Raw genomic sequence first — 12145 nt, 5'->3', positions numbered from 1 at the left:
GTTGTCCGCGCGGCGGGCCGCTGCGGGGCCGTCGCCGCGAATCGCACACCGACAGATGACACGGAACGAAAACGACCAGACAGGAGCGAACGACGAGGGCGCGCGCCCGGTCGACGTCACCGACGGCGACGTCGCCGAACTGGAAGCACAACTCACAGCGCGCGGGGAGACGTACGCTCGCGTGACGATCGTTCGCCGCGAGCCGCCGGTGTCGGCGAACGTCGGCGACCGCGCGGTCGTGACAGCCGACGGCGAACTCCACGGCTGGATCGGCGGCGCGGCCTGCGCGCAGACGACGGCGATCAGCGAGTCGGCGGCCGCGATCGAGGACGGCGAGCCACGGCTGGTCGGCATCGCGCCCGACCCCGAGGAGATCGCCCGCCCGGGGCTCGAGGCCTTCCCGATGCACTGTCACAGCGAAGGCGTCCTCGAACTGTTCATCGAGCCGGTGAACACGACGCCCGACCTCCTCATCGTCGGCGACTCGCCCGTCGCCCGGTCGCTCGCTCGACTCGCGGCCGAGCTCGCGGTCGACGTGACGGTCGTCGCTCCGGACGGAAGCGACGACGTCGGCGACGCGGCCGTCGTGACGGAGACCGACCCCGAGGCGATCGTCGACGCCGTCGGCCACGCGCCGCTCGTCGTGGTCGCGTCGATGGGGAAGTACGACGCCCGCGGCGTCGCGGCCGGCGTCCGCGCGGACGCACCGTACATCGGACTCGTCGCGAGCGACACGCGGAGTTCGGAGGTCGTCGAACGGGCCGCCGGCGTGCTCGACGTAGACCCCGAAGCGGTCCGAGAAGCGGTGACCAACCCTGCGGGCGTCGACATCGCGGCCTACACGCCGGCCGAGATCGCGGCGAGCATCCTGGCCCAGGTGGTCGACGCGCGATCGACGGCGGGCGGATCCGGCGGTCGCAGCAGCGGAGTGTCCACGACGGCCGATACGGCCGAGACAGCGGCCAGTGACGACGAGATGACGACAGAGGGCTCGGCGTCGCCCGACGAACTCGCGACGGACCCAGTGTGCGGAATGACGGTCGAGCCAGCGTCCGCACCCGCGGTCGAACACGACGGGACGACGTACTACTTCTGCTGTGAGGGCTGCGCCGACTCGTTCCAGAACGACCCCGCGTCGTATCTCGACGCCGCCGAGGGGTCAGTATGACCCGCGAAGCGTTCGCGTCGCTGTCGGAGTCGGACCTTCGAGAGCGGTTCGAGACCGCGGAGTACGTCGCCGACGACCGGACGGTCACGACGGTCCACCTCGCACTCACGCTCGGCCGTCCGTTGCTCGTCGAGGGGCCGCCCGGCAGCGGGAAGACCGAACTCGGGAAAGTGCTCGCGAGCGCGTTCGACACCGAACTCATCCGACTGCAGTGCTACGAGGGACTGACCGCCGAGAACGCGCTGTACGAGTGGAACTACACGAAGCAGTTGCTTGCGGTGCAGGCCAACGAGGGCACTGTCGCCGGCAGGTCCGGTACGGGACACGACCACGAACAGTCCGTCTTCGACGAGGAGTACCTCCTCGAACGGCCGCTCCTGCGGGCGCTGACCGCGGAGGGTGAGACGCCGCCGGTGCTCTTGGTCGACGAGATCGACCGGGCCGACGAGGAGTTCGAGGCGTTCTTACTCGAACTGCTCTCGGACTTCCAGGTGTCGATCCCCGAGTTCGGCACCGTCAGCGCGGAGCAGCCGCCGGTCGTGGTGCTCACGTCAAACCGCACCCGGGGACTCTCGGACGCGCTGAAGCGCCGCTGTCTGTACCTCCACGTCGAACCGCCGTCGTTCGAGGCCGAGTACGAGATCGTGCGCCGGAAAGTGCCCGAACTCGACGGGGCCGTCGCGGCCGAAGTCTGCGCCGTCGTCGACCGCCTGCGCGAGGAGGCATTCCTCAAACAACCGGGCGTCGCCGAGACGCTCGATTGGGCGCGCGCCGTAGCGCAACTGCGACACGACGACGCGGACGCGCCGCTCTCGACCGACGAGATCGAGCGCACCCTCGGCTGTCTCATCAAAGAAGTCGAAGACCTCGATCGGATCGACTCCGAACTGCTGGAACAGTTGCAGACGGCCGCAGCGAGGGCTGAAGACCGTCTCGAAGCGTGAGCGATATGCACGGTGACAGTGACCCGACGGCGGGCGGCGCGGGCAGGGGCGTCGACACTGCCGCGAACCACGACCGCGAGGACGTCCCGGACTTCCGTATGGCGCGGCGACACGTCCTGATCGAACTCCTTCGATTCGCCGCCCAACTCCGGAACGACGGCGTCACCGTCCCGACGAGTGCGACGCTCCACGCGGCGCAGGCCCTGTCGGTCGTCGGGCTCGACGATCGATCGCACGTGGCCGACGCGTTGCGGGCGACGTTGCTCTCGGAACCGGCCGAGCGCGACGCCTTCGAGTCGGCGTTTCCGACCTTCTGGCACCGGCTCCGATCTGGCCTGAGTGCCGTCGCGACGGATCACGACGGGCCGACCGCCGGCGGCGACGACGAGCGCGAGGACGGACCGACCCACGCCGACAGTCCCGTCGCCGAGGACCCCGGTGTACTCGAAGACGCAGAACCCCCGGATATCGACGATTCGGGCGACGGGGACGTCGAGGTCCGCATCCCAACCGAGCGCCGTCACGTGACGGGGGACCGTCCGGCCGAAACTGGTGAGAGCGACGCCCGGCGCTACAGCGCCGTCGGCGGGCGACAGCGAGTCGACATCGACACCGCGCAGTTGACCGAGCCCGAACTCACAGCTATCGACCGCTTCGTCGACGCGCTGTCGACGGTCCCGGGGCGTCGCCGCCGGCAGTCGACCGCCGGCGACCGGGTGGAAGCCAGACGGGCGCTCCGGGCGAGTCTCTCGACCGGCGGCGCGCCGATCGACCTCCCCGAATCACGGCCGACGCCGAGTGAACTCCGGTGCTGTCTCCTCGTCGACGTGAGCGGTTCCGTCCTCGACACCGTCGACCGGAGCGTGCTGCTGGCGTTCGCCGATCGGCTGTACGACAGCGCGCGCGAGACCGACGTGTTCCTCTTCGACACCGAGCTCGTCGACGTCACCGAACAGTTCGCTCGCGGCGGCGGCGATCCGGCGGCGGCGCTCCGCGAGGCCGAAGTCCAGTGGGGCGGCGGCACGCAGATCGGCGAGGCGTTCACGACGCTCCGCGCGCGACACCCCTACGCGGTCGACCGGCGAACGGTCGTCGTTGTCGTCAGCGACGGCCTCGACGTCGGCGACCCTGATATGCTGGCCGACGGGATCACGTGGCTGGCCCAGCGGGCCGGCGCGCTCGTCTGGCTCAATCCGCTGGCCGTCTCACCGGCGTTCGAACCGCAGTCGCGCGGAATGTCGACGAGCGTCCCCTACCTCGACGCCCTGTTCGGGTTCGCCGAACCCGCAGACCTCGCCGAGGCGGCGCGACAGATCGAACAGCGCGGACTGCACGGCCAAGTTGGCTACGAGTACGACCGTCGCCTCGTCGGAGCCGACTCTGGGGGTGGGTCGGCGTGACCGACCTCCTGGAAGCGGTCACCGCACGGCTTCGTCCGCACCTCGCGACCCCGACAGTGGAGCGCGTCACGGTAGGAGACGCGGCGATTCTCGTGGAAGTGCGGAACGGGGGCGTCGAAAGCGCGGGCGTCGCGCATCGGCCGGCCGGCGAGCCACCGATGACCGACGACCCGGACGTGGAATCGCTGCTGGCGGCGGCGACGGAGCACCGAAACGCGAGCACGAACGGGCACAGTGCACGGGCAGTCGGGATCGCGGCGATGAACGCACTCTCCGCACCGCTCGTCGACTGGTGCACCGGCGATCCGATGGCGCTCCTGGCGGACGACGTCGAACGCATCACGACCGTCGGGCTGTTCGCGCCGGCGTTCCGCAAGTTCGACGACGTGGCGGTTCGCGTGATCGAGCGCGATCCAGTCGACGATGTGGCCACCCCACCGGGCGTCACCGTCCGCACGTTCACGCCGCCGGAGACGGACGCCGCGATGAGCGGCGCCGAGGTCGTCTTCGTGACCGGGTCGGCGTTCATCTACGGTGGCGTCGAACGGTACCTCGATGCGGCCCCCCCGGACGCCACCGTCGTCGTGATCGGTGCCACCGCGTCGTTCCTCCCGGAACCGCTGTTCGATGCGGGCGTCGACGTCGTCGCCGGCGCGTTAGTGAGCGACCGCGACGCGGTTCGCGCGGCGATCCAGCGCGGAGACTGCGGGACGGACCTCCACGACGCCGGCCTGCAGAAGGTGTATGCGGCCGTCGACCGGCCCGCGGGTGTCCGACTCGACGAGACAAACGGTTCAGAAACAACGAATCTATGACACAGAACGACTGGAGTGTTCCCGAAACGGAGGTAGTACAGCAGATCCGTGACCGACTCGACGCCGAGCGAACCGACGTGTTGGCGACGATCGTCGACGTAGAGGGGAACGCCTACCGACGACCCGGCGCGAAGATGCTGCTCGACGAGGGCGGCACGGGCGTCGGCAGCATCACTGCCGGCTGTCTCGAAGACGAACTCGTTACGGTAGGTGCGGAAGTCCGTGAGACTGGCCGCCCGGAACTCGTGACCTACGATCTGATGGAGGACGACGAAGACGACGTGTGGGGGCTGGGCGTCGGTTGCAACGGCGTCATCGAAGTACTGGTAGAACCGCTGACGGAGACGTATCGACCGGCCGTCGAGTCGTTCTTCGCCGGCCGGGACGTCGGCGTCGTGACCGTACTCGACGCCGATGGACCGTTCGATCGCGGCGACCGCGCCTACTACCACCCCGAGACGGGGGCGCTACAGTTGCCTACGGGAGCGGAAGCGACAGAGTGGCCGATCGACGCGCTCGCCGGTCCCGCCGACGAACTGGCGACGCGGGGGAAGGCCGACACCGTCACGTTCGAGACCGACGCGGGCGAACTGACGGTGTTCATCGACGGCCTCGCGGCACCTTCGGAACTGGTCGTCTTCGGGACGGGCCACGACGTGGGGCCGGTGACGGAGTTCGCAGCGAAGAACGACTTCCGCGTCACCGTCGTCGGCTTCCGGGGGGCGGTCGACCTCGAAGATCGGTTCCCAGCAGCCGACCGCGCCGTGACGACCTCGCCGGCCACCATCGCGGACGACCTCGCTCTCGACGACCGCACGTACGCGGTCGTGATGACGCACAACTTCGTCGACGATCGGCTGGCGATCGAAGCGCTGCTCGACGCCGGCGTCGCGTACGTCGGGGTGATGGGTCCCCGCGAACGGTTCGAGGAGATGCTGGACGCCTTCGCGGACGACGGCCGGGAGTTCGCAGAAGACGAGCTCTCGTCGCTGTACACGCCGGTCGGTCTCGATCTAGGCGGCGGCTCGCCGTATCAGATCGCACACAGCATCGTGGCAGAAGTGCTGGCCGTCTCGAACGGCCGGACGCCACGACACCTCAAATCGCGCGAGGAGCCGATTCACGAGCGCGTCGACGTCGGCACCGATGTCGACGCGCCGGCACAGTAACCGGGCTTACATGTAGCCGAGGTCGCGGAGTCGCTCCATCAGGTCCTCTTTGTCCTGGGCGCGACCCGCGCGCTCGGTCGTGTTCTCCATATCCTGGAGCCACGCCGGTTCCTCGGTCGTCTTGTCCGTCGAGACCTCGCTGCCGAGCGAACGGAAGCCGGCGAAGTACTTCGGCGAGACCGGGATGTCGTCCATCGTGAGCCCGTTCGGCAGGTCGTCTGCGCTCTGGGGCACGTAGCCCTCGTCGGGGTAGCCCTCGACGGTGTCCGGAACCACGAAGTTCCAGAACGCCTCCCAGACGGACGCCTCGTCGAACTGGAGGATGGGCTGAATACGGTCGTGCGGCGGGTAGATGTCCGGGTCGTGGCGCGGGGAGAAGAACGTCTCGTCGGCACGCGCCTCCTGTTCGTCCCAGCGGACGCCGGAGATGACGCCGTCGACGTCGTACTCTTCGAGCGCGTCGTTGAGCGCGACAGTCTTCAGCAGGTGGTTGCCGACGTAGGTGTCGAGCAGGAAGGGGAAGGTGTCCTCCTCGTATTCGAGCAGGTCGCGGACGTGGTGTTGGTTGTGTTCAGAGAGCTCCGAGATCTCGATGTCGTCGCCGGGTTCGAGGCCGTGTTCCTCGACGTACGCGCCGACGTCCTCGTTGCGAGCGTAGACCACGTCGAGGTCCCACTCCTCAGCCCAGTGGTCCACGAAGTCGTGGATCTCGTCGAAGTGCTGGAAGTGGTCGATGAAGACCGCCGGCGGCGTCTCCAGGTCGTACTTCTCGGCGACCTCCTTGATGAAGTACAGCGTGAGCGTCGAGTCCTTGCCGCCGGTCCACATCACGGCCGGCGTCTCGTACTGTTCGAGGCCCTGCTTCGTGACCTCGATTGCCTTCTCGATTTTGTCCTGAATCGTCGGATAGTCCGCGGGCGTCTCACCTTCGCCGTCGGTGTAGTCGACGTCGAGGTAGTCGGGGAACGCGTCTGACATCGTGTAATTACATATAATTAGTACCGCTAAATGCTTTTTGACATCGGAACTCCCTGATCGAAGGAGGCGGAACCAAACCGGTCGAAGTCGGCACGCCGCAGTTCGGGGGGATCTGATACTGTCGGACAGAATGTGTGAAGCGTGGAACCGCGCGCCGCGTCGACTCCAAAGAACTTTGCCCTCACGTCGGAGAGACGGCGACGATGAGCACCACACCGACGGTCTACGTGACGCGGGAGATTCCCGGTTCCGGGGTCGAACGACTCCGTGAGCAGTACGAGGTCGTCGTCTGGGACGGAACGCTCCCCCCAGAGAAGACACACATCGAATCGAAGCTCCGCGAACTCGACGCCGAAGGGCTCGTCTGTATGGTTTCCGACGAGATCGACGCCGAGGTACTGGACGCCTCCCCCGACCTCGCCGTCGTCAGCGCGTTCTCGGTCGGGTACGACCACATCGACGTGGGGGCGGCCGCCGAGCGCGACATCGCCGTCGGGCATACCCCGGGCGTGCTGACCGAGACGACAGCCGATCTCGCCTGGACGCTCCTGATGGCTGCGGCCAGACGGACTGTCGAGGCCCACGAGTACGTGGCGGCGGACGAGTGGGAGGCCTGGGATCCGACACTGCTGATGGGTGCGGACGTTCACGACGCCACGCTCGGAATCGTCGGCCTCGGGAGCATCGGGTTCGCCACGGCCCGCCGCGCGGCCGGATTCGGGATGGACGTCCTGTACACGGGGCGAAATCCCAAGCCCGAGCGCGAGGACGAACTCGCCGAGATCGGCGTCGACGCCACGTACGTCGAACTCGACGCACTGCTCGCCGACAGCGACTTCGTCTCGCTGCACGTCCCGCTCCTCGACGAGACGGAGGGTCTTATCGGCGAAGCGGAACTCCGACAGATGTCCGACGACGCGGTCCTCGTCAACACGGCTCGCGGCGAGATCGTCGACACCGACGCGCTCGACACCGCACTCGAAGAGGGGTGGATCGGCCGCGCGGGGCTCGACGTGACTGACCCGGAGCCGCTTCCGGCGGACCACGATCTGATGCGACACGCGCCGGAAAAGCTGGTCGTGACACCGCACATCGGGAGTTCGAGTATCGATACCCGCAGTCGGGTCGCCGAGATGGCGGCCGCGAACGTCGAAGCCGGCATCGACGGCGAGGAACTCCCGAACTCCGCGCTTCGCGACGCTGGACTGGAATAGCCAGTACGGGAACCTCGCTCTGCCGCGCGCTCACGCCGGAACGAGGAGCACGCGGAGGTCGTTGACGTTGGTGCCGGTCTGTCCGGTCCGCACGAGCGCCCCGCGCTCGTCGAGGTAGTCGTGGACGTCGTTTGCGGCCAGCAGTGAGCGCGCACGTTGGACATCGCCGACGGTATTTGCGTCGACGACGGCGCCAGCCGCGTCGGTCGGGCCGTCGATCCCGTCGGTGTCGACGGCGGCCAGTACCGCCTCGGCGCCGTCGGCGCTTGCGAGTTCGATCGCGGCGCTGAGTGCGAACTCCTGATTCGGACCGCCGGAGCCGTCGCCCGCGACCGTGACGGTCGTCTCCCCGCCGGAGAGGATCGCCGCCGGCGACGTCGCGGGATTGCCGCTTCGCCGGACCTCCTCGGCGATCGCGACGTGCGTCTTCGCGGCCTCGCGGGCCTCGCCGCGAACGGACGAAGAGAGCACGATCGTCTCGAACCCCGCCTCGCGGCAGACGTCACGTGCGGCCGCGAGCGCGGTGAAGTTGTCCGCAACGACGTGGATCGACGTGTGCTCGAACGCGGGGTCGTCAGCCCCTGGCGTTTCCGGAATGTCGCCCTCGACGCCGCGCTGGAGGTGGCGACTGACGGACGCCGGGGCGTCGACGCCGTACTCCGAGAGCGTGGCGAGCGCGTCGGCATAGGTGGTTTGATCCGGCGAGAGCGGCCCGCTCCCGACGACAGAGGGGTCGCCGGAGGTGACGTCGCTGAAGACGAGGCCGACGGTCGTTGCCGGCGCGAGGGCGCGAGCCAACTGGCCTCCTTTCAGCACCGAGACGTGCTTCCGAACGCTGTTGATCCGATCGATCGGCGCACCCGACTGGAGAAGTTCCTCGGTGAGCGTCTGGAGGTCTGCGAGCGGGACGTCGTCGGCCGGTGCCGAGAGGAGGGCGCTGCCGCCGCCAGTCACGGCGACGAGTGCGAGCGTCTCCGCACCGGCCTCGCGCGCCCGTTCGAGAACGCGGCGCGCACCCTCGACGTTGGCGTCGCTCGGGACGGGGTGGGTGCCGACGACGATCTCGATCGGATCGGCGGGCGCCGGATCGTCCGTAACGACGACACCATCGGTGAGATACCCGTCGAGGCGGTCTGCGAGGTGGCTCGCGACCGTGCCAGCGGCGTTGCCGCCGCCGAGGACGATCACGTCGTCGTACGCCGTGAGATCGTACGTTCGATCGTCGATCCGGAGTCGGTCTCCGTCGACAGTGACTGTCTCTCGGAGGACCCTCTCCGGGTGGGCCGCACCGATTCCGGCACGCACGGCTTCGAGCGCTGTGTCGGCAGTCGTCGGCGAATTGCGATCGGCGGAGTCGGTCATACCTGTATTCGAGATGAGAGGCACATAAGATCGGTTGCCACTCCGTGGGGTCTCCCAACGTGACCGACGACGACCACTTCGGTTGATGAGCAAACTTATAACGAGTAGGGTGCTACTCCGTGACATGAAGATCGACGACTTCGCCCTTGCAGCTACGACAAACGACCTCACACGGGAGACAGAGGCTCGGGGGGCTGCGGACATCGTCGAATTCCGGATCGACAAGGCCGAAAAGCCGATCGAACAGTTAGAGGCATACGACGGCGAACTACCGATCATCGCGACGAACCGAAACCAGTGGTTCGGCGGCAAAGCCGAGGACACCGGACGCTTGGACACGCTCTTTGCTGCATCCCGATTCGACTCGGTCGCGTACGTCGACATCGAACTGGAGACGGCTCGCGCGAAAGAGTGGATCTTAGAGGAGTTCCGCCAGAACGACGTCCGTCTCATTATCTCGCATCACGACTTCGAGACGACGCCGGACGGGGACGTCCTGACCGCGATCTTCGATCAGTGTGCTGGCTACGGTGACATCGCGAAGGTCGCAACGTATCCGAAGGACCTCTCGGATACGCTCACGCTACTTTCGGCGCTGCACGAGGCCACCGAATCCGGTCTCGACGCCGCCGGGATCGCGATGGGCGAGATCGGAAGCCACACCCGCGTCGTCGGTCACATTTACGGCTCGAAGTTGGGCTACGCGCCGCTGCTGTCGGACGACAGCGAGTACGCACCGGGCCAGATTCCGCTGGGCAAACTCGCCGCCCTTATCGAGGCGACGAGGATCGACGGGACGAAGCTAGAACGCATCGAGGCCATAGAGGACGACGTGACCGTCCCGTCCGAGCTCACGCTCCCGAACTGACCGACGCGCTTCCGGTTCTGAGGATTTAAACGGCTGTTTTGCTCCGGTCGATCGCGACACTCATAGGGATTATCGTAACTGTTCGGAGATTCTCGCCGTCCCGTCCGGCGAGAAATCTATGAGGACTTACGATAGTCCCTATCAGACGCTCGCACTCGTCGGGAGCGGCTCGACCAGCCGTAGCTCCTTCTCCTCGGCGATGGAGCGGAGCTTTTCGAGGACCTCCTCGGTCGCCCCCCGTTCGGTAGCGATGTCGATGCGCGCGCTGGAGACGTCGGCCGTGCCCTCCGGTGCCGCAAGCGAGAGATCCGTCACCGTCGCGTTCGTCGCCTCCTGAATCCGCGAGAGGGTATCCGAGAGGCCGGTGTCGATGAGGTGTCCCGACAGCACGACAGTAAGTCCCTCACTGTATCGCTCGGTCCCCGCCTGGACCACGTTGATGCCAGCGTCACGGAGGCCGTCGATGATCTTCTCGAAGCGATCCGGTGTCGCTTCGATGTCGACCTCGACGGGAATGTGTCCACGTGGGGTGACGTTGCCCCGCTCGTGGAAGATCGACAGCAGATTCCCGCCGTTCTCGGCGATCGGGCCGAGCGAGCGGAGGAGTTCGCCCGGTTCGTCGACCAACTCCAGACGGAGCGTGTACGCACGGATGTCCGTCTGTGCGTCACTCATCGTTCGACCACCGTCCGTTCGTTGCGTGCATTACCTGAAATCCAGCCCCGGAGCGGAAATAAGTATACTGCCGAATGCAGTCGCCGGACGCGGTCAGTTCTCGGACCGGTCAGCGACCTCGAAAACCCGATTTGAACTCACCAGTCGAACCTCACAAACGATTATGAGGATATGTACCAATGCACGTACTGACATCTATGTCAGATCGTACCCTAGAAGACGCACTCCGAGCAGCCGACAGCCCGGTCGACCTCCTCCGTGACCTCGGTCTCGGACAGTTCACGAAACTCCCGGACGAGTTCACGCACTGGATCGAAGAACAGCGCGCGTGGCAGGAGAGCTGTGCGTTTGCCGACCAGTCATATCATATGACAGATCTACGGATCCAGGGCACGGAGGCGATCGAACTGTACGCCGACTACGCCGTCAACGACTTCGAGACGTTCGACGTCGGTCAGGCAAAACAGCTCGTCGTCGCCAACCCGGACGGCTACCTGATCGGCGATGCCATCCTGTTCCGTGAGGGCGAGGCGAACTTCCTCAGCGTTGGCGCGGCAGCGGCGCATCACTGGCTGCTGTATCAGGCTGAGACCGGCGAATACGACGTCGACGCGGAGATGCAGGGCCGCCCGGTCGCGACGGGACGGGACCCCGAGAACTTCCGTTATCAGGTGCAGGGGCCGGACGCCGTCGACGTGATGCGGGCGGCCATCGACGGGCCGCTCCCCGACCTGGGATTCTTCAGGTTCGAGGAGGTCACGATCGACGGCAACGAGGCGTTTCTCCTCCGGCACGGGATGGCCGGTGAAGCGGGGTTCGAGTTCTGGGGCGGCTACGCGAACGCTGACGCCGTGAGAGAGGCCGTTCTCGACGCTGGCGAGGAGCACGGCATCCGGCGGCTCGGCTCGAAGAGCTATCAGAGCGCCAACGTCGTGCTCGGGTGGCTTCCGCTTCCGGTGCCGGCGATCTACTCGGGTGAGGAGATGCAGGGGTTCAGAGAGTGGCTCGACCTTCGCCAGGGCCTCATCTCGATCGGCGGGAGCTACGACGCCGCCGACATCGAGGACTACTACGTCACGCCCATCGAAGTCGGGTACGGCCACATCGTCGATTTCGATCACGACTTCGTGGGGAAGGCGGCTCTCGAAGCGGAGATCGACGACCCCGACCGCGAGAAGGTGACGCTCGTCTGGAACGACGGGGACGTCGTCGACGTCTTCCACTCGCTGTTCCGCGACGGCGAGACGAGGAAATTTATGGATCTCCCGGTCCCGCGCTCCTCGGCGTGCCACTACGACGAGGTGCGGAAAGACGGCGAGACCGTCGGCGTCTCGAAGTGGATGAGCTACATCAACAACCACCGCGAGATGCTCTCGTTGGCGCTCGTCGACACTGAGCACAGCGATCCCGGGACCGAGGTGACGCTCACCTGGGGCGAGGCAGACGGAAGTGAAAACAGAGCCGTCGAACGCCACAAGACGGCGGAGATCCGGGCGACCGTCGCACCGGCACCGTACAAGCAAGACCGTCGCTGATACGGGAACGAAGCCCG

The 12145-nt window shown here is 66.8% G+C and carries 11 protein-coding genes; 8 read left to right on the top strand and 3 right to left on the bottom strand.

Features of this window, described 5'->3' with window-relative positions; genetic code table 11:
* Positions 1–55: 55 nt before the first annotated feature.
* From NO362_RS07595 to NO362_RS07575, 5 genes are read left to right on the top strand one after another with little or no spacing between them, the layout of a single operon-like run.
* Positions 56–1168: an XdhC family protein gene (locus NO362_RS07595; protein WP_256544768.1), complete on the top strand. Its 1113-nt coding sequence runs from the start codon at positions 56–58 to the stop codon at positions 1166–1168.
* A complete protein-coding gene (locus NO362_RS07590) occupies positions 1165–2112 on the top strand; it encodes an AAA family ATPase (protein WP_256544767.1) in 948 nt (315 codons plus the stop codon). The genes NO362_RS07595 and NO362_RS07590 overlap by 4 nt, the downstream gene beginning before the upstream one ends.
* A gap of 5 nt (positions 2113–2117) precedes the next feature.
* A complete protein-coding gene (locus NO362_RS07585) occupies positions 2118–3512 on the top strand; it encodes a VWA domain-containing protein (protein WP_256544766.1) in 1395 nt (464 codons plus the stop codon).
* On the top strand, positions 3509–4327 hold the full coding sequence (locus tag NO362_RS07580; RefSeq protein WP_256544765.1) for a Rossmann-like domain-containing protein: 819 nt from the start codon (positions 3509–3511) through the stop codon (positions 4325–4327). The genes NO362_RS07585 and NO362_RS07580 overlap by 4 nt, the downstream gene beginning before the upstream one ends.
* On the top strand, positions 4324–5496 hold the full coding sequence (locus NO362_RS07575) for an XdhC family protein (RefSeq protein WP_256544764.1): 1173 nt from the start codon (positions 4324–4326) through the stop codon (positions 5494–5496). The genes NO362_RS07580 and NO362_RS07575 overlap by 4 nt, the downstream gene beginning before the upstream one ends.
* A 6-nt stretch (positions 5497–5502) precedes the next feature.
* Here NO362_RS07575 and NO362_RS07570 read toward each other — a convergent pair whose 3' ends face one another.
* Positions 5503–6474, bottom strand: a complete 972-nt coding sequence (locus NO362_RS07570; protein ID WP_256544763.1) for a phosphoadenosine phosphosulfate reductase family protein — start codon at positions 6472–6474, stop codon at positions 5503–5505.
* 203 nt (positions 6475–6677) lie between these two features.
* Here NO362_RS07570 and NO362_RS07565 point away from each other — a divergent pair, with 203 nt between their 5' ends.
* Positions 6678–7688: a 2-hydroxyacid dehydrogenase gene (locus tag NO362_RS07565; RefSeq protein WP_256544762.1), complete on the top strand. Its 1011-nt coding sequence runs from the start codon at positions 6678–6680 to the stop codon at positions 7686–7688.
* A gap of 30 nt (positions 7689–7718) precedes the next feature.
* Here NO362_RS07565 and NO362_RS07560 read toward each other — a convergent pair whose 3' ends face one another.
* Positions 7719–9050, bottom strand: coding sequence for a glycerate kinase type-2 family protein (locus NO362_RS07560; RefSeq protein WP_256544761.1), 1332 nt, complete (start codon positions 9048–9050; stop codon positions 7719–7721).
* Positions 9051–9174: 124 nt separating this feature from the next.
* On the opposite strand from NO362_RS07560, the gene NO362_RS07555 reads away from it, so the two are divergent.
* Positions 9175–9918, top strand: a complete 744-nt coding sequence (locus NO362_RS07555) for a type I 3-dehydroquinate dehydratase (RefSeq protein WP_121568203.1) — start codon at positions 9175–9177, stop codon at positions 9916–9918.
* Positions 9919–10059: 141 nt separating this feature from the next.
* Here the strand turns inward: NO362_RS07555 and NO362_RS07550 are convergent, their stop codons facing one another.
* Positions 10060–10593, bottom strand: a complete 534-nt coding sequence (locus tag NO362_RS07550; protein WP_121568202.1) for an amino acid-binding protein — start codon at positions 10591–10593, stop codon at positions 10060–10062.
* Positions 10594–10790: 197 nt separating this feature from the next.
* Between NO362_RS07550 and NO362_RS07545 the strand changes: the two genes are divergently transcribed.
* On the top strand, positions 10791–12128 hold the full coding sequence (locus NO362_RS07545) for a hypothetical protein (protein ID WP_256544760.1): 1338 nt from the start codon (positions 10791–10793) through the stop codon (positions 12126–12128).
* Positions 12129–12145: the final 17 nt, after the last annotated feature.

The sequence above is a fragment of the Halobellus inordinatus genome (genome assembly GCF_024498335.1).
GTDB classification, from domain to species: Archaea; Halobacteriota; Halobacteria; order Halobacteriales; family Haloferacaceae; genus Haloquadratum; species Haloquadratum inordinatus.
This window is presented reverse-complemented; position numbering and strand designations above follow the sequence as displayed.

Bases quoted from the DNA above. Each gene is read 5' to 3' on its own strand.
- NO362_RS07585 (WP_256544766.1), top strand. From the start codon at position 2,118: ATGCACGGTGACAGTGACCCGACGGCGGGCGGCGCGGGCAGGGGCGTC.
- NO362_RS07545 (WP_256544760.1), top strand. From the start codon at position 10,791: ATGTCAGATCGTACCCTAGAAGACGCACTCCGAGCAGCCGACAGCCCG.
- NO362_RS07565 (WP_256544762.1), top strand. From the start codon at position 6,678: ATGAGCACCACACCGACGGTCTACGTGACGCGGGAGATTCCCGGTTCC.
- NO362_RS07590 (WP_256544767.1), top strand. From the start codon at position 1,165: ATGACCCGCGAAGCGTTCGCGTCGCTGTCGGAGTCGGACCTTCGAGAG.
- NO362_RS07560 (WP_256544761.1), bottom strand. From the start codon at position 9,050: ATGACCGACTCCGCCGATCGCAATTCGCCGACGACTGCCGACACAGCG.
- NO362_RS07575 (WP_256544764.1), top strand. From the start codon at position 4,324: ATGACACAGAACGACTGGAGTGTTCCCGAAACGGAGGTAGTACAGCAG.
- NO362_RS07570 (WP_256544763.1), bottom strand. From the start codon at position 6,474: ATGTCAGACGCGTTCCCCGACTACCTCGACGTCGACTACACCGACGGC.
- NO362_RS07550 (WP_121568202.1), bottom strand. From the start codon at position 10,593: ATGAGTGACGCACAGACGGACATCCGTGCGTACACGCTCCGTCTGGAG.
- NO362_RS07555 (WP_121568203.1), top strand. From the start codon at position 9,175: ATGAAGATCGACGACTTCGCCCTTGCAGCTACGACAAACGACCTCACA.
- NO362_RS07595 (WP_256544768.1), top strand. From the start codon at position 56: ATGACACGGAACGAAAACGACCAGACAGGAGCGAACGACGAGGGCGCG.